Annotated in this window: 18 protein-coding genes; 11 read left to right on the top strand and 7 right to left on the bottom strand. The window is 57.0% G+C overall.

Annotated features, from left to right (window positions below):
- Positions 1-3 precede the first annotated feature (3 nt).
- Both N2K86_RS21170 and N2K86_RS21165 read right to left on the bottom strand, forming a co-directional pair.
- A complete protein-coding gene (locus tag N2K86_RS21170; protein ID WP_042713320.1) occupies positions 4-561 on the bottom strand; it encodes a DcrB family lipoprotein in 558 nt (185 codons plus the stop codon).
- 72 nt (positions 562-633) lie between these two features.
- Positions 634-1,299 (bottom strand): 7-cyano-7-deazaguanine/7-aminomethyl-7-deazaguanine transporter, encoded by a 666-nt coding sequence (locus N2K86_RS21165; protein ID WP_260659860.1) that lies wholly within the window; start codon positions 1,297-1,299, stop codon positions 634-636.
- Positions 1,300-1,466: 167 nt separating this feature from the next.
- Between N2K86_RS21165 and tusA the strand changes: the two genes are divergently transcribed.
- The 4 genes from tusA to N2K86_RS21145 all read left to right on the top strand — a co-directional run bounded on the left by tusA (position 1,467) and on the right by N2K86_RS21145 (position 4,688).
- On the top strand, positions 1,467-1,709 hold the full coding sequence (gene tusA / locus N2K86_RS21160) for a sulfurtransferase TusA (protein WP_119937551.1): 243 nt from the start codon (positions 1,467-1,469) through the stop codon (positions 1,707-1,709).
- Between the two features lie 189 nt (positions 1,710-1,898).
- Positions 1,899-2,870 (top strand): TRAP transporter substrate-binding protein, encoded by a 972-nt coding sequence (locus tag N2K86_RS21155; protein WP_260659859.1) that lies wholly within the window; start codon positions 1,899-1,901, stop codon positions 2,868-2,870.
- Between the two features lie 12 nt (positions 2,871-2,882).
- Positions 2,883-3,392, top strand: a complete 510-nt coding sequence (locus tag N2K86_RS21150) for a TRAP transporter small permease (RefSeq protein ID WP_260659858.1) — start codon at positions 2,883-2,885, stop codon at positions 3,390-3,392.
- Between the two features lie 9 nt (positions 3,393-3,401).
- Positions 3,402-4,688, top strand: coding sequence for a TRAP transporter large permease (locus N2K86_RS21145; RefSeq protein ID WP_260659857.1), 1,287 nt, complete (start codon positions 3,402-3,404; stop codon positions 4,686-4,688).
- A 95-nt stretch (positions 4,689-4,783) separates the two neighbouring features.
- On the opposite strand, the gene zntA is transcribed toward N2K86_RS21145, so the two are convergent.
- Together zntA and N2K86_RS21135 are read right to left on the bottom strand one after the other, a co-directional pair.
- Positions 4,784-6,955: a Zn(II)/Cd(II)/Pb(II) translocating P-type ATPase ZntA gene (gene zntA / locus N2K86_RS21140; RefSeq protein WP_260659856.1), complete on the bottom strand. Its 2,172-nt coding sequence runs from the start codon at positions 6,953-6,955 to the stop codon at positions 4,784-4,786.
- Positions 6,956-7,031: 76 nt separating this feature from the next.
- Complete coding sequence (locus N2K86_RS21135) at positions 7,032-7,658, bottom strand: lysoplasmalogenase (RefSeq protein WP_260659855.1); 627 nt, start codon at positions 7,656-7,658, stop codon at positions 7,032-7,034.
- Positions 7,659-7,787: 129 nt separating this feature from the next.
- Between N2K86_RS21135 and N2K86_RS21130 the strand changes: the two genes are divergently transcribed.
- The gene (locus tag N2K86_RS21130; protein WP_260659854.1) at positions 7,788-8,144 is read left to right on the top strand and encodes a DUF2500 domain-containing protein; all 357 of its coding nucleotides are present in this window, start codon (positions 7,788-7,790) and stop codon (positions 8,142-8,144) included.
- A 60-nt stretch (positions 8,145-8,204) separates the two neighbouring features.
- On the opposite strand, the gene N2K86_RS21125 is transcribed toward N2K86_RS21130, so the two are convergent.
- Positions 8,205-8,486 (bottom strand): DUF1145 family protein, encoded by a 282-nt coding sequence (locus tag N2K86_RS21125; protein WP_010436509.1) that lies wholly within the window; start codon positions 8,484-8,486, stop codon positions 8,205-8,207.
- Positions 8,470-9,072, bottom strand: a complete 603-nt coding sequence (rsmD, locus tag N2K86_RS21120) for a 16S rRNA (guanine(966)-N(2))-methyltransferase (protein ID WP_069303519.1) — start codon at positions 9,070-9,072, stop codon at positions 8,470-8,472. Before rsmD ends, N2K86_RS21125 begins: the two co-directional genes overlap by 17 nt.
- Positions 9,073-9,199: 127 nt before the next feature.
- Here rsmD and ftsY point away from each other — a divergent pair, with 127 nt between their 5' ends.
- The 6 genes from ftsY to livJ all read left to right on the top strand — a co-directional run bounded on the left by ftsY (position 9,200) and on the right by livJ (position 16,185).
- Positions 9,200-10,660: a signal recognition particle-docking protein FtsY gene (ftsY, locus tag N2K86_RS21115; RefSeq protein WP_260659853.1), complete on the top strand. Its 1,461-nt coding sequence runs from the start codon at positions 9,200-9,202 to the stop codon at positions 10,658-10,660.
- A gap of 2 nt (positions 10,661-10,662) precedes the next feature.
- Positions 10,663-11,334, top strand: a complete 672-nt coding sequence (gene ftsE / locus N2K86_RS21110; RefSeq protein WP_008500091.1) for a cell division ATP-binding protein FtsE — start codon at positions 10,663-10,665, stop codon at positions 11,332-11,334.
- Positions 11,321-12,376: a permease-like cell division protein FtsX gene (gene ftsX / locus N2K86_RS21105; protein WP_126545877.1), complete on the top strand. Its 1,056-nt coding sequence runs from the start codon at positions 11,321-11,323 to the stop codon at positions 12,374-12,376. Before ftsE ends, ftsX begins: the two co-directional genes overlap by 14 nt.
- A gap of 251 nt (positions 12,377-12,627) precedes the next feature.
- Positions 12,628-13,485 (top strand): RNA polymerase sigma factor RpoH, encoded by an 858-nt coding sequence (gene rpoH, locus N2K86_RS21100; protein WP_126545876.1) that lies wholly within the window; start codon positions 12,628-12,630, stop codon positions 13,483-13,485.
- A gap of 136 nt (positions 13,486-13,621) precedes the next feature.
- Positions 13,622-14,887 carry a 4-aminobutyrate--2-oxoglutarate transaminase gene (locus tag N2K86_RS21095; protein ID WP_260659852.1) on the top strand — a complete coding sequence of 422 codons (1,266 nt, stop codon included), beginning with the start codon at positions 13,622-13,624 and terminating at the stop codon, positions 14,885-14,887.
- Positions 14,888-15,084: 197 nt separating this feature from the next.
- Positions 15,085-16,185 carry a branched chain amino acid ABC transporter substrate-binding protein LivJ gene (gene livJ / locus N2K86_RS21090; RefSeq protein WP_260659851.1) on the top strand — a complete coding sequence of 367 codons (1,101 nt, stop codon included), beginning with the start codon at positions 15,085-15,087 and terminating at the stop codon, positions 16,183-16,185.
- 104 nt (positions 16,186-16,289) lie between these two features.
- Here the strand turns inward: livJ and panM are convergent, their stop codons facing one another.
- Positions 16,290-16,679: an aspartate 1-decarboxylase autocleavage activator PanM gene (panM, locus tag N2K86_RS21085; RefSeq protein ID WP_260659850.1), complete on the bottom strand. Its 390-nt coding sequence runs from the start codon at positions 16,677-16,679 to the stop codon at positions 16,290-16,292.
- Positions 16,680-17,092 lie beyond the last annotated feature (413 nt).

The following is a 17,092-nucleotide window of genomic DNA, read 5'->3' as shown; positions in this document are numbered from 1 at the left end:
AGATTACTGAATCACGAGGGTGTTAATGATGTTTTCTGCGGCAGTCTGCGCTTTCTGCTGGTCTTCCGCAGGCAGCGTGATCTGCAGGGTCAGCAGTTTGTTATCGACTTTACCCAGCACCACGGAAGAGTAAGCGGTCTGGCCTTTCGCAGAGATAATGCTGTCCAACTGTTGCAGCGTGTGGCCTTTGAGTTCGATAGACTTATTGGTCACCACCTGAAGCTGCGGGTCACGGCTACGCTGCTGATCTTCCAGACGTTTGGACAACACGCTCAGCTCTTCAGTGGTGTCGTCACCCACAATCACAATCACCGCTTTCTGACCGGTTGCGTCGGAATACACGTGCATGTTGTTCGCCTGGGTACCCAGCTTGCCGCTCTGATCGGTCATATCCGCAGGCAGAGAGAAACTGAGTTTTCCGTCCAGCAGGCTTACCGGCTGCCCGGTTGCGTTGCTCTCTGCGGACGCGCCCTGTGCAGGCGTTTTGGTATCGCTGTTATCACAGGCTGCAAGGCCAACAACCAGCAGGCCAATCCCGACATATTTAACCAGATTGCGCATTGACTTCTTCCTTTCGATAAACGGCCATAACGGCTCATTCGCTCATCTTATCACAACTGATAAAGCGAACCTTTAACCTGCCTGCAATGCGGTGATTTCAGATTTATCTGCCAGCCTTCTCAGCAGCATATTCAGCAGCACGCCGTACATCGGCAGGAAGAACACAATGCTGATAAGCACCTTGAAGCAGTAATCCACCAGCGCGATTTCCATCCAGTGTTCGGCCATAAAAGCATCCGGGCTGCGCCAGAAGGCGATGAAGAAGAAGGCCAGCGTATCGCTCACGTTACCGAACAGCGTGGAGGCCGTCGGCGCCATCCACCAGCGGTGATTTTGACGCAGGCGGTTAAACACGTGAACGTCGAGGATCTGCCCCAGCGCGTAGGCCATAAAGCTGGCGGCGGCGATACGGGCGACAAAGAGGTTGAAGTGCGTCAGCGCCTCAAAGCCCTGCCAGCTTCCCATGTAGAACAGGGAAGAGATCACATACGACACGAACAGCGCCGGGAGCATCACCGCAAAAATGATGCGACGCGCCAGCGGTGCGCCAAAGATTCGCACGGTCAGATCGGTGGCGAGGAAAATAAACGGAAAACTGAACGCGCCCCAGGTGGTATGGAAACCAAAAATGGAGATCGGGAGCTGCACCAGATAGTTGCTGGAGGTGATCACCAGCAGATGAAAAAGCGAAAGCCAGAACAACGCTTTTACGCGCTGCGATTGAGAAAACTGCGTCATATTGTGACCTTTTTATACGTTGGGGTGAGGGAACCCAATAAAAACCGCCGCATGATACTGCTTTGACGGGACTTTGCAATGGCTAATTTTCACGCAACCGTTAACCTGGTTTGCATTGGCGGCAACCGGGCGTAAACTACAGCCGTTTTATTTTGATCGAGAAGACCATGACCGACCTGTTTTCCAGCCCAGACCACACCCTTGACGCCCAGGGCCTCCGCTGCCCGGAGCCGGTAATGATGGTGCGCAAAACCGTGCGCAATATGCAGACCGGCGAAACGCTGCTGATCATCGCTGACGATCCGGCCACTACCCGCGATATCCCCGGCTTTTGTACCTTTATGGAGCATGAGCTGGTGGCGCAAGAAACGGACGCGCTGCCGTACCGGTATGTGATTCGTAAGGGTTGAGTGCGGCCTGATGCCCTCACCCTGACCCTCTCCCACGGGGAGAGGGAAAAACTTTCTAAACCATCGTTTCAAATTTTCGCGCTTTTGTGAGGCGCTTCACCTCCGCTTTTCCAGCCGTAGTCTAATTTTTAAGCGTATAAAAATAAAACGCCGTTTTAACGCTTATCTCACTACCCTGGAGTTGACCCGATGAAAACGACCCTCAAGCCGTTACTGGCCGCGCTGTGTCTGTCTGCTTTTGCCTGCACCGTTTCTGCTCAAACCATCAAAGCTGCCGATGTTCATCCCGAAGGCTACCCGAACGTGGTGGCGGTTCAGCACATGGGTGAAAAACTCAAACAGCAAACCGACGGCAAGCTGGAGATCAAAGTCTTCCCCGGCGGCGTACTCGGGGATGAAAAGCAGATGATTGAGCAGGCGCAGATGGGTGCCATCGACATGATCCGCGTCTCAATGGCACCAGTTGCCGCCATCCTGCCGGATATCGAAGTCTTCACGCTTCCGTACGTGTTTCGCGATGAAGACCACATGCACAAGGTGATCGACGGGGATATCGGCAAGCAGATCGGCGACAAGCTGACCGCGAACCCAAAATCACGCCTGGTCTTCCTCGGCTGGATGGATTCCGGTACCCGCAACCTGATCACCAAAGAGCCGATCGTTAAACCGGAAGACCTGAAAGGGAAGAAGATCCGCGTGCAGGGTAGCCCGGTGGCGCTCGCCACGCTGAAAGACATGGGGGCGAACTCGGTCGCGATGGGCGTGAGCGAAGTCTACAGCGGCATGCAGACCGGCGTGATCGACGGCGCGGAGAACAACCCGCCAACCTTTATCGCCCACAACTACATGCCGGTCGCCAAAAACTATACCCTCAGCGGCCACTTCATCACTCCGGAAATGATCCTCTACTCAAAAGTGAAATGGGACAAGCTTAGCGCCGACGAACAGCAAAAGATACTGACTCTGGCCCGCGAAGCGCAGTTCGAGCAGCGCAAGCTCTGGCAGGCCTATAACGACCAGGCACTGGCGAAAATGAAGGCGGGTGGGGTGCAGTTCCACGACATCGACAAAACGGTGTTTATCAAAGCCACAGAGCCGGTGCGCGCCCAGTATGGCGACAAGCATCAGGATCTGATGAAAGCCATCGCTGACGTCCAGTAAAACGGAGTACGTATGTCCGAACTCTACCTGAAGTGGATGGACCGTCTATACCTGCTCGCCATGACCGTGGCGGGTATCTCGCTGCTGGTGATGACGATAGTGATCCCGATTGGCATCTTCTCGCGCTACGCGCTCAACCGCGGGGAGTCCTGGCCGGAGCCGATCGCCATTATCTGCATGGTGACCTTTACCTTTATTGGTGCGGCGGTGGGGTATCGCGCCGGGTCGCACATCGCGGTAAACATGCTCACCGACCGGCTGCCCGAGGCGCTGAAAAACCTCTGCGCCCGCGTGGTCGACCTGCTGATGCTGCTGATCTCCGCCCTGATGTTCTGGTACAGCCTCTGGCTGTGCGTCGACCTCTGGGAACAGCCGGTCGCGGAATTCCCGCTCCTGACCTCTGGCGAAAGCTATCTGCCGCTGCCGGTCGGATCGGCGATTCTGATCCTGTTTGTTGTTGAACGCCTGCTGTTTGGCTCGCAGGAAAACCGTCCCGTCGTGCTCATCGGCAACCACAGTTAGGGGTGAACAATGGATGCATTCGTTTTGTTATTCACCCTCGCCATTCTGCTGGCGCTGGGGATGCCGGTGGCTTTCGCCGTCGGGTTAAGCGCCGTGGCGGGGGCGTTGTGGATTGATCTGCCGCTGGAGGCGCTGATGATCCAGATCACCAGCGGGGTGAACAAGTTTACCCTGCTGGCGATCCCGTTCTTCATCCTCGCCGGGGCGATCATGGCGGAAGGGGGCATTGCCCGACGGCTGGTGAATTTCGCCTACGTGTTTGTTGGTTTTATTCGCGGGGGGCTGTCGCTGGTGAACATTGTCGCCTCAACGTTCTTCGGCGCGATTTCCGGCTCGTCGGTGGCAGATACGGCCTCTATCGGCAGCGTGATGATCCCGGAGATGGAGAAGAAAGGTTACCCGCGCGAATATGCGGCGGCGGTGACGGCCAGCGGTTCCGTGCAGGCGATTCTGATCCCGCCCAGCCACAACTCGGTCATTTACTCGCTGGCCGCGGGGGGGACGGTTTCTATTGCCACGCTGTTTATCGCGGGCGTGCTGCCGGGACTGCTGCTGGGCGTGAGCCTGATGGTGCTCTGTCTATGCTTCGCCCGCAAGCGCGGCTATCCGAAAGGGGACAAAATCCCTTTCTGGCAGGCGCTGAAAATCATGCTGGATGCCCTGTGGGGGCTGATGACGGTCGTGATCATCCTCGGCGGGATATTGTCCGGCATCTTCACGGCAACCGAATCCGCCGCCGTGGCCTGCCTGTGGGCGTTCTTCGTCACCATGTTCATCTACCGCGATTATAAGTGGAGCGAACTGCCGAAGCTGCTGTGCCGGACGGTGAAAACCGTCACCATCGTGATGATTTTGATTGGCTTTGCGGCGGCATTTGGTGCGGTGATGACCTACATGCAGCTCCCGACCCGCATCACCGAGTTCTTCACCTCGCTCTCCGATAACAAGTACGTGATCCTGATGTACCTCAACATCATGTTGCTGCTGATTGGCACGCTGATGGACATGGCGCCGATCATCCTGATCCTGACCCCGGTGCTGCTGCCGGTGACCAATTCGCTGGGGATCGACCCGGTGCATTTCGGGATGATCATGATGGTGAACCTGGGGATCGGGCTGATCACCCCGCCTGTCGGGTCGGTGCTGTTTGTGGCGAGCGCGGTGAGTAAGCAGAAGATTGAAACCGTGGTGCGCGCCATGCTGCCGTTTTACGGCATGCTTCTGGTAGTGCTGGGGATGGTGACGTACATTCCGGCGATTTCATTATGGTTGCCGAGGGTGTTAGGGATGCAGTGACGCCGTTTTTTTTGCCGGGTGGCGGCTGCGCCTTACCCGGCCTACGGTTTGGAGATGTTGTAGGCCCGGTAAGGCGCAGCCGCCACCGGGCGTTTTTACCGGCGGCGCAGCAGCCGCAGCGCGTTCGCCGTCACCAGCACCGTTGCACCCGTATCCGCCAGCACCGCCAGCCAGAGGCCGGTCATGCCGAGCAGGGTGGTCACGAGGAATATCCCTTTCAGCCCCAGCGCAATGCCGATGTTCTGGCGGATGTTGGCCCGCGTCGCCCGCGCCAGGCCAATCATCTGCACCAGCCCGGTCAGGCGGTTGTGGGTCAGCGCCGCATCCGCCGTCTCCAGCGCCACGTCGGTTCCGCTGCCCATTGCAATGCCGATGGTGGAAGCCTTCATCGCAGGCGCATCGTTAATGCCGTCACCGACCATCGCCAGCGGGGCGAATGCGTTCAGTTCCGTGACCGCGCTGACTTTATCCGCGGGCAGCAATCCGGCCTTAAATTCCAGCCCCAGTTCACCGGCAATTGCCGCCGCCGCACGCGGATTATCGCCGGTCAGGATCACGCCCTGTACGCCAAGCTGATGCAGCGCCGTCACGGCCTCTTTGGCGTCATCGCGCAGGGTGTCGCGCAGTGCCAGCATCCCTTTCGCGACGCCGTCCTGCATGACGGTCACGACAGTTTGTCCGGTCTGTTCTAACGCCTCAACCTCTGGGGTAGAAGACTTGCCCGCCGCGACAATCAGCACCTTTTTACCGTCAACGGTGGCCTCAATCCCCGACCCAACCAGCGCCCGCTGTGCCGTTGACGCCTGAATAGTCAGCCCGCGCGACTGCGCTTCACGCACAATCGCCTGCGCGAGCGGGTGAGTGGAACCTTGCTCAACGGCGGCAGCCAGCGTAAGCAGTTCGTCTTCACTGATGTCCTGCGGATACACGCCGGTGACCTGCGGCTTGCCGACGGTCAGCGTGCCGGTTTTATCGAACGCGATATGCTGAACCTGGCTCAGCTGCTCCAGCGCCGCGCCGCCCTTAATCAGCGCGCCGCGACGTGCCGCCGCTGCCAGCCCGGAGGTAATCGCCGCAGGCGTGGAGATCACCAGCGCGCAGGGGCAGCCGATCAGCAGCAGCGTCAGGCCTTTATAAAGCCAGCCTTCCCACGGCGCGCCGAAGAACAGCGGTGGAACCACCGTAACCATCAGGGCAACCAGCATGATGGCGGGCGTGTAAATCCGGCTGAAGCGGTCGATAAAACGCTCTACTGGCGCGCGGCGCTCTTCAGCCTCTTCAATCAGTTTCAGGATACGGTCAATGGCGCTGTCGCCGGGTTCAGAAAGCACGTTAAGCTGCACCAGACGGTCGACGCTGGTGGCGCCAGCAGGCACTTTTTCACCTGCCGCGCGTTCTACCGGAATGGATTCCCCGGTCAGGGCGCTCTCGTCGAAGCTGGCGGTGGCGGTAACAAGCGCACCATCGGCGGGTAAACGACCACCCGCGGCGACTTCAATCACGTCTCCGGGACGCAGAGTATTAATCGCCACCGTTTCGCGATTGCCGTTATTTACCCGTGTGGCGGTTTCAGGTTTCAGCGCCATCAGCGCGCTGACTCCTTTACGCGCCCGGCTGGCCGCCCAGCCCTCGAGCCGTTCGCCGATCAGGAACAGCAGCAGCACCATCGCCGCTTCCGCCGTCGCGCCGATGAACAGCGCGCCGATAGCTGCCACGCTCATCAGCGTTTCAATGGCAAACCAGCTGCCGCTTTTCATCAGGCGCAGCGCCTGGCGGGCAATCGGGAACAGCCCGACCAGCGTGGTGGCGATAAACGCCAGATTGCCGAGCGGGTGGTCAATCTGCTCCAGCCCCCAGCTCAGGGCCATCATGATGATGAGCGAAATGAGCGGCAGGTTTTCTTTCAGGGAGGAGGTTTTTTCAACGGGGGCCGTTTCGCTACGCAAGGTATAACCCGCCTTGCTGACGGCGGCTTCCACCTGTTTGCTTACGTCGCTTTCGGCGCTGACCAGCAGTTTTTCGGTGGCGAACAGCACCTGGACGCGGCTGACGCCCGGCACCTGCTTGACGGCGTTTTCGACTTTACGCGCGCAGGCCGCGCAGTCCATGCCGTTGACGACCCAGCTGTAGCGATTGCCGCTTTCAGGCAGCATTTCAGTTTGCGTTTCGCACGCCCCCTCGCAGCAGCAGTCGTCTTTCGGCGGAACCGGGCTGAGCTTAAGTGCCGAGAATTGTGGAACTTTTTTAGACGTTTCTGGAGTCGACATGGCAGTCTCCGGTAATGATAATTTTCTCATTAACCGCAGCATACACTCTGGAGTCGACTCCAGAGTCAAGACTTATTTAAATATACAGCGAACGCACGATCAGGAAGTGCCCGGCAAAGTAGCAGGCAGCGGCAATCGCGTTATCCGCACGGAAGCGGCGACGATAGTGGCTGCCCAGCCAGACGATATTCCCGATGAGCAACAGCGCCGCGCCGAAGAAGGCGGACATCGCCTGAGACGTCGGACGGAAGAACCACAGCTCGCCTGCCAGCCACACCATCACCAGCGTCATGGCGATAAAGGTACAGACCGGCAAACGCATCTCTTCCAGACGCGACCAGATCACCGCAATCAGCAGCGCGCCTATCACCAGCAGCACCAGCGGCAGCGGCCAGAAGAAGGAGAGCGTCATCTGGCTGGCAAAGTAGATGGTGTAAAGCAGATGTGACAGGAAGAACGCACCGACGGCATAGAGCAGGCGCTGACGGGGGAGCAGAGTCAGCGCATCGCCTATCAGGGACGCACACAGCCCGGCGAGGACCAGATAGCTGACGGCGTTGAACATCGGCGCTTGCCAGGCTAACAGCAGCAGGAGCAGCAGCGTGACGGGTTTAAAAAGCCAGCGCTGCCAGGTAGGGCCACGATACGACGCATCGACAAAAAGCCATGCGGACAAACAGACGGCGATAAATGACCAAAGCATATTAACTCCCTGTATCTGTTGAGGCTGAATAATCAGTTTCTGATCCAGTGTAGTGACGCGGGCGGGCGTTTGGCAATGACGGGGAAGGCAAGGTATCCTGAATTCCGCATAATCTGATGGGATTTTTCAATGAGCAAGATGCCGCTGTTTTTCATTATCGTGGTGGCGATTATCGTCATTGCCGCCTCGTTTCGTTTCGTGCAGCAGCGCCGCGAGAAGGCGGATAACGACGCCGCGCCGCTGATGCAAAAGCGCGTGGTGGTGACGAACAAGCGTGAGAAGACGATTAACGATCGCCGCTCGCGCCAGCAGCAGGTGACACCTGCGGGCACAGCAATGCGCTATGAAGCGAGCTTTAAGCCGGAAACGGGCGGGCTGGAGGTGACCTTCCGCCTGGAGGCGCAGCAGTACCATCAGCTGACGGTGGGAGAGAAAGGAACGCTGAGCTACAAAGGGTCGCGGTTCGAAGGTTTTACGCCTGAATAAGGCGCGATCGGTTCCCTCTCCCTGTGGGAGAGGGTTAGGGTGAGGGCAACAGGCCGCACCTTACTTCTTCACCTGCGCCTTAAACTTCTTCATCCACACCAGCAGCTCAAACACGCCGAAAATAAATACGCGCAGCTGCTGCCAGCCCGTCATCTGCGGGCCGTCTTTCGGCAGGCCGTTCTTCAGCATCACCATCTGCAGGGCGTGCATAAACGACGTGAAAATCAGCGCCACGTTAACGAAAATGTTCATCGGGCGCGGGAACGGGTGCACCAGGTTTAAAATCAAAAATGCCCAGACGCCCAGCATCAGCAAACGTCCCAGGTTAATCAGTACCGGCATCGGATCCTCCTTGTGCCTGACGGTGATACAGACGATAAGCAACCTGACCGGCGACCTTTTCGCGGTGCAGATCCCAGTGCGCGGGCACCGGCGGCAAACCGTTCTCCACTTCGCTTTCTACATAGATTAGCGCGTCATCCGCCAGCCAGCCGTTTTGCTCCAGCAGGGATAACGTCTCTTCCAGCAGCCCCTTGCGGAACGGCGGATCGACGAACACCACGTTGTGCGGTGTGCCCTGTTGCGCGAGGAAGCTCAGCGTGTTGGTGTTGACCACTTTGGCGTTGCTCGCCTTCAGCGTCGCCAGATTTTGCTGCAGCGTCTGCGCCACGCCGCGCTCCATCTCCAGCAGCGTGGCGCTGGCGGCATAGCGCGACAGCGCTTCAAGCCCGAGCGCGCCGCTTCCGGCGAAGCAGTCCAGGCAGTGGGCGTCTACCATTGACGGGGCGAGCCAGTTAAACAGCGTCTCGCGCACGCGGTCGGTAGTGGGGCGTAAACCGGGGCTGTCCGGCACCGGTAATTTCCGGCCTCGCCACTGACCGCCGATAATACGAATTTGACCGGCCGGGGCGCGGTTGGGTTTCTTCATCTCAGGAAAGCTCTGTTAACAATTGGCCTGCGATTGCGGGCGGTGATGTCAATTAAGTAAAGTGTTAGACTATTTCATCATTTTTTTAGCTTACATGTATATAGCGCCGCGAGGAGTGTAGTCGCAGATGGCAAAACAAAAAAAACGTGGCTTCTTTTCCTGGCTGGGCTTCGGTGAAAAAGAGCAAGAAACAGAACAGAAAACCGAAGAACAACAAGCCGTTGAAGAGCAGTCGCAGGCTGAAACGCCTGTAGAAACCGCCGCGGTTGTCGAAGCGGAAGAAACGGCGCACAGCAAAGAAGAGATTGAATCCTTTGCTGAAGAGGTGGTTGAGGTCACTGAACAGGTTCAGGAAAGCGAGAAGCCAGAGCCGGTTGTCGTCGAAGAAATTACCCACGCGCCGCAGGCCGTTATTGAGCACGAAGAGCTGCCGCTGCCGGAAGAGGTAAAAGCCGAAGAGGTTGCTGCCGAAGAGTGGCAGGCCGAAGCGGAAACCGTTGAAATTGTTGAAGCAGTGGAAGAAGAAGCGGCACTCGAGCCAGAGCTGACCGACGAAGAGCTGGAAGCCCAGGCGCTGGCGGCGGAAGCCGCAGAAGAAGCGGTTATCGTCGTGCCGGTGGAAGAGCAGGCCGAAGAAGAGATCGTTCAGGAGCAGGAAAAACCGACCAAAGAAGGTTTCTTCGCGCGCCTGAAGCGTAGCCTGCTCAAAACCAAAGAAAACTTAGGTTCCGGATTTATCAGTCTGTTCCGCGGCAAGAAGATCGACGACGATCTCTTTGAAGAGCTGGAGGAACAGCTGCTGATTGCGGACGTCGGCGTGGAAACGACCCGTAAGATCATCGCCAACCTGACCGAAGGGGCGAGCCGCAAACAGCTGCGTGATGCCGAAGCGCTGTACGGCCTGCTGAAAGACGAGATGGGCGAAATTCTCGCAAAAGTTGATGAACCACTTAATATTGAAGGCAAAACGCCATTTGTTATTCTGATGGTTGGCGTGAACGGCGTGGGTAAAACCACCACCATCGGCAAGCTGGCGCGTCAGTTCGAGCAGCAGGGCAAATCGGTGATGCTGGCGGCGGGCGATACCTTCCGTGCGGCGGCGGTTGAGCAGCTGCAGGTCTGGGGTCAGCGCAATAACATCCCGGTGATTGCCCAGCATACCGGCGCGGATTCCGCATCCGTGATCTTCGACGCCATCCAGGCGGCGAAGGCGCGTAACGTGGACGTGCTGATTGCCGATACCGCAGGGCGTTTGCAGAACAAATCGCACCTGATGGAAGAGTTGAAGAAAATCGTCCGCGTCATGAAGAAGCTGGACGAAGACGCACCGCATGAAATTATGCTGACCATTGACGCCAGCACCGGACAGAACGCCATCAGTCAGGCGAAGCTGTTCCATGAAGCGGTAGGACTGACGGGGATCGCGCTGACCAAGCTGGACGGCACCGCCAAAGGCGGGGTGATCTTCTCCGTTGCCGATCAGTTCGGCATTCCTATCCGTTACATCGGTGTAGGCGAGCGTATTGAGGATTTGCGTCCGTTTAAGGCGGACGACTTTATTGAGGCATTATTTGCCCGAGAGGACTAACAATGATTCGCTTTGAACACGTCAGCAAGGCCTATCTCGGTGGGAGACAAGCGCTGCAGGGGGTAACGTTCCATCTGCAGCCAGGCGAGATGGCATTCCTGACCGGCCATTCCGGCGCGGGGAAAAGTACCCTGCTCAAGCTTATCTGTGGGATCGAACGGCCCAGCGCCGGGAAAATCTTTTTCAGCGGCCACGAAATTAGCCGCCTGAAAAACCGCGAAGTGCCGTTCCTGCGTCGTCAGATCGGCATGATTTTCCAGGATCACCACCTGCTGATGGATCGCACCGTTTTTGATAACGTCGCTATCCCGCTGATTATTGCCGGCGCCAGCTACGATGATATTCGCCGTCGCGTCTCTGCGGCGCTGGATAAGGTCGGGCTGCTGGACAAAGCGAAGAACTTCCCGATCCAGCTGTCCGGCGGTGAGCAGCAGCGCGTGGGCATCGCCCGTGCGGTGGTGAACAAGCCTGCCGTACTGCTGGCGGATGAACCAACCGGTAACCTGGACGATGCCCTGTCCGAAGGGATTTTGCGTCTGTTTGAGGAATTCAACCGCGTAGGGGTCACGGTATTGATGGCGACGCACGACATCGGGCTCATTTCCCGTCGTTCGTACCGCATGCTGACCCTGAGCGACGGGCATTTGCACGGAGGCCACGGTGAACAAGCGTGATGCAATGAACCAGATTCGGCAGTTCGGGAACCGGTTTGACCGTTTCCGCAAGCCGCAGGGCGGCGGGGACGGCAATCGTAATACGCCAAAGCGTGCGAAAGCCGCGCCGAAGCCAAACTCCCGCAAGACCAACGTGTTCAACGAGCAGGTGCGCTATGCCTTCCAGGGGGCATTGCAGGATCTGAAAAGTAAACCGCTGGCGACGTTCCTGACGGTGATGGTGATTGCCATCTCCCTGACGCTGCCAAGCGTCTGCTACATGGTCTATAAGAACGTCAACCAGGCGGCATCGCAGTATTATCCGTCGCCGCAGATCACCGTCTATCTGGATAAAGCGCTCGATGATAACGCGGCGGCGCAGGTGGTCGGGCAAATTCAGGCCGAACAGGGTGTCGAGAAGGTGAACTATCTCTCGCGCGATGAAGCGCTGGGCGAGTTCCGCAACTGGTCAGGCTTTGGCGGCGCGCTGGATATGCTGGAAGAGAACCCGCTGCCCGCCGTGGCGGTGGTGATCCCGAAACTCGATTTCCAGGGCACCGATTCGCTGAATACCCTGCGTGACCGCATCACCCGTATCAACGGGATTGATGAAGTGCGCATGGACGACAGCTGGTTTGCCCGCCTTGCAGCCCTGACCGGGCTGGTGGGGCGCGTGTCGGCGATGATTGGCGTGCTGATGGTGGCGGCGGTATTCCTCGTCATCGGTAACAGCGTGCGTCTGAGCATCTTCGCCCGCCGCGATACCATCAACGTGCAGAAACTGATTGGCGCAACGGATGGTTTCATCCTCCGTCCGTTCCTCTACGGCGGCGCGCTGCTCGGTTTTTCCGGCGCATTTCTTTCACTGATATTGTCAGAAATTTTGGTGATGCGGCTTTCCTCTGCCGTGACTGAAGTGGCGCAGGTTTTCGGAACGAAGTTTGATATCAGTGGCTTAGGGTTTGATGAGTGCCTGCTGTTGCTGCTGGTGTGCTCCATGATCGGCTGGGTAGCCGCATGGCTGGCGACGGTTCAACATTTACGCCACTTTACTCCCGACTAATAAAAGCGTGATATAATCTTTCCCTGCACCGAGATGTTCGCTCTGCAGGGAAAGCGTCCCTGTTGTCTCTTCCCCTGTTATCATCTTCATGTCACATTTTGTGCGTAATTTATTCACTGTTGCACCTGGAACTTGTGGATAAAATCACGGTCTGATAAAAGTGTGAATGCTAATCTCGCTGCTCAAACGCTTTGGCATGGTTGTTGCCTGATGGGGACAGCCTGGACCAGAAGAAACATTGAGAGGAATGAATGACCAAAGAAATGCAAACTTTAGCTTTAGCCCCTGTTGGTAACCTGGAATCTTACATCCGGGCTGCGAACACCTGGCCGATGTTAACGGCCGAGGAAGAAAAGGAGCTTGCTGAAAAGCTGCATTACCAGGGCGATCTGGAAGCAGCTAAGACGCTGATCCTGTCTCACCTGCGCTTTGTTGTTCACGTTGCTCGTAACTACTCGGGCTACGGCCTGCCGCAGGCGGACTTGATTCAGGAAGGTAACATCGGCCTGATGAAGGCTGTACGTCGCTTCAACCCGGAAGTGGGTGTGCGACTGGTCTCCTTCGCCGTGCACTGGATCAAAGCAGAAATTCACGAATACGTCCTGCGTAACTGGCGTATTGTGAAAGTCGCCACGACGAAAGCGCAGCGCAAACTGTTCTTCAACCTGCGTAAAACCAAGCAGCGTCTGGGCTGGTTCAACCAGGATGAAGTGGAAATGGTGGCGCGCGAGCTGGGCGTATCCAGCAAAGACGTGCGTGAGATGGAATCCCGCATGGCCGCGCAGGACATGACTTTTGATATGTCCTCCGACGACGACGCATCCGACAGCCAGCCAATGGCACCGGTTCTGTATCTGCAGGATAAAACCTCTAACTTTGCCGACGGCATCGAAGAGGACAACTGGGAAGATCAGGCCGCGAACAAGCTGACCTATGCGATGGAAGGCCTCGACGAGCGTAGCCAGGATATTATCCGTGCCCGCTGGCTGGACGAAGACAACAAGTCCACGCTGCAGGAGCTGGCCGACCGCTACGGCGTCTCCGCGGAACGTGTCCGTCAGCTTGAAAAGAACGCCATGAAAAAACTTCGCGCCGCTATCGAAGCGTAATCTAAGCGAAGTACACCGAGAACCCCTGGATGAGAGTCCGGGGGTTTTGTTTTTTTTGCGCCCGCTCTGGCGAATTCCCTCCCCCTGGCAAACACTTACTGATGCGCTAAGCAGGCGACTTTCTCAGGGGGACTGGGTGAAAAATAACGAACTGAATGACCGGCGTTTACAGGCAACGCCGCGCGGCATCGGGGTGATGTGTAGCTTCTATGCCGATAAAGCCGAAAACGCCACGGTGTGGGACGTGGAAGGCAACGAGTACATCGACTTCGCCGCCGGGATCGCAGTGCTGAATACCGGCCATCGCCATCCAAAAGTCATTGCCGCCATCGAAAAACAACTCCATGCCTTCACCCACACGGCCTACCAGATTGTGCCGTATGAGGGCTATGTCGCGCTTGCCGAACGCATCAACCAGCGCGTGCCGATTGACGGTCCCGCCAAGACCGCCTTCTTCTCGACGGGCGCAGAAGCGGTTGAAAACGCGGTCAAAATTGCCCGCGCATATACCAAACGCCCCGGCCTTATCACCTTTGGCGGCGCCTTCCATGGCCGCACCTTTATGACCATGGCGCTGACCGGCAAGGTCGCACCTTACAAGCTGGGGTTCGGCCCGTTCCCCGGTTCGGTGTATCACGCGCAGTTCCCTAACGATCTGCACGGCGTCAGCACGGCGGAAGCGTTAAAAAGCCTGGAACGCATCTTTAAAGCGGATATCGCACCCGACCAGGTGGCGGCCATTATCCTTGAACCGGTTCAGGGGGAGGGCGGTTTCAACATTGCGCCCGCCGATTTTATGCAGGCGCTGCGCGCCCTGTGCGACACCCACGGGATTTTGCTGATTGCCGACGAAGTCCAAACCGGCTTCGCCCGTACCGGCAAGCTATTCTCGATGGAAAACCACTGCGTGAAGCCCGATCTGATCACCATGGCGAAAAGCCTGGCGGGCGGGATGCCGCTCTCGGCGGTGTCGGGTCGTGCTGAGGTGATGGATGCGCCTGCGCCAGGTGGGCTGGGGGGTACCTACGCGGGGAACCCGCTGGCGATTGCGGCGGCGCACGCCGTGCTGGACGTGATTGACGAAGAGGATCTCTGCACCCGCGCGGCGCACCTTGGCCACCATCTGGTAGAGGTGCTGAATAAAGCGAAGGATGGCTGCCCGTATATTGCCGACATTCGTGCGCAAGGCTCGATGGTGGCGGTGGAGTTCAACGATCCGCAATCCGGGCAACCGTCTCCGGAATTTACCCGCCGGGTGCAGGAGCGCGCATTGAACGAAGGGCTGCTTCTTCTGAGCTGCGGTGTCTACGGCAACGTCATTCGTTTCCTCTATCCGCTAACTATCCCTGAAGTACAGTTCCGTAAAGCGCTGGACATTATCTCCGCGTCGCTGACACGTTAAAGCCACATGCCCGGCGAAAATGCCTGCCGGGCCTATCATATATTCATTTCAAATTAGCTATTCCAAAATCATAAAAATCGGGTATGTTTTAGCAGAGTATGCTGAAAAAGCGCGGACAGCACACCTATAACTGACATAAAGCGCTGCACAACAACATCACAACAATCGTAATAACCATAATAATGGGGAATCTCAGGATGAACATGAAGGGTAAAGCGTTACTGGCAGGATGTATCGCGATGGCATTCAGCACCATGGCACAGGCAGATATCAAAGTTGCTGTGGTTGGCGCGATGTCCGGTCCAGTGGCACAGTACGGCGACCAGGAGTTTACCGGCGCTGAGCAGGCGGTTGCAGACATTAATGCTAAGGGCGGCATCAAGGGCGAAAAACTGCAGATCGTAAAATATGATGATGCCTGTGACCCGAAACAGGCGGTCGCGGTGGCGAACAAAGTGGTGAACGACGGGATCAAGTACGTTATCGGTCACCTGTGCTCTTCTTCTACTCAGCCCGCCTCTGACATCTACGAAGATGAAGGCATTCTGATGATCACCCCGGCTGCGACCGCGCCGGAACTGACCGCGCGTGGCTATAAGCTGACTCTGCGCACCACCGGTCTGGACTCTGACCAGGGCCCAACCGCGGCGAAATACATCGTTGAAAAAGTGAAGCCGAAGCGCATCGCTATCGTTCACGACAAGCAGCAGTACGGTGAAGGTCTGGCGCGTTCAGTGCAGGACAACCTCAAGAAAGCCAATGCCGACGTGGTATTCTTCGATGGGATCACCGCCGGTGAAAAAGACTTCTCCACCCTGGTGGCGCGTCTGAAGAAAGAGAATATTGATTTCGTTTACTACGGTGGCTACCACCCGGAAATGGGCCAGATCCTCCGCCAGGCGCGCGCTGCGGGTCTGAAAACCCAGTTTATGGGGCCGGAAGGTGTGGCGAACGTTTCCCTGTCTAACATTGCGGGTGAATCAGCCGAAGGCCTGCTGGTGACCAAACCGAAAAACTACGACCAGGTCCCTGCGAACAAAGCTATCGTGGATGCCATCAAGGCGAAGAAACAGGATCCAAGCGGCGCGTTCGTCTGGACCACCTACGCGGCGCTGCAGTCGCTGCAGGCGGGCCTGAACCAGTCAGCCGATCCGGCTGAGATTGCCACCTGGCTGAAAGCGAATTCCGTCGACACCGTGATGGGGCCGCTGTCCTGGGATGAGAAGGGCGATCTGAAAGGCTTCGAGTTCGGCGTGTTTGACTGGCATGCTAACGGCACGGCGACTGACGCAAAATAAACGCAAAAAGGCAACGCAAGTTGCCTTTTTTAATGTTTTCGCTCTCTCCCCGTGGGAGAGGGCCGGGGTGAGGGCATCAGGCCGCACAGATCAGGCCGCACCCATCAACTCTGGCGCTTCTCCCACCCGTTTGCCTGCGCCGTAAACCCTAACGCCTGCATAAACGCCGCCATCACGCTGCGGTCTTCCACGCCCACGTCGGCCATCCACCATGAGGTCACGCTCGGGTTTTCACGGATGACTTCTTCAATTAAATACTGTCCGACCCCGCGGCGGCGGGTGACGTCGCGCACGCGCAGGGAGTCCAGCGCCCCTTCCGTGCCGCTCAGCGTTACGCGAACGGCGGCCAGCAGACGCTCGTTAAAGCGCGCGGCATAGATACGGTGATTTTCGTCGACGGCCAGCGACGAAGGGGAATATTCCGGCCAGATCTTGCCCAGGTCGATATGATCCTGGTCGCTAAAGGTCACCAGACGCACGATAGTCAGTTTCATTAGCTACTTGTCCAAATCAGGTTGAGTGGGGCCAGTGTACTCAATTTATTTGCTCAGGTGCTTTCTCTTTTTATTCCCGTTAACCAGGTGATTAGTTTTTTGGCAACGCATTGCGCAGTTCGAAAACACATGGATCGAAAATTAAGCAGAATTTTAACCTGAAAGGCAGTGATTTATTCGGCGCTTTGTACCGTTATTTTATGCTGCAAACTGCACTTTTATTTGTTTATCTCTGCCCGAATTCAGAATATTATCTTTGCTTAATCGCCTGAAAAATAGAGATATTAGTCTGGTTTTTGACAAAAAACCGCGCTAAACCATTAAAGGCACTGGTAAAAATAGCGTTGTTCATTAAAAGTACAGAATGCTTTTTAACCATAATAAAACAAAATATATACACGACATCACGAATG

The sequence above is a fragment of the Enterobacter mori genome, assembly GCF_025244905.1.
Classification (GTDB): domain Bacteria; phylum Pseudomonadota; class Gammaproteobacteria; order Enterobacterales; family Enterobacteriaceae; genus Enterobacter; species Enterobacter mori_A.
This window is presented reverse-complemented; position numbering and strand designations above follow the sequence as displayed.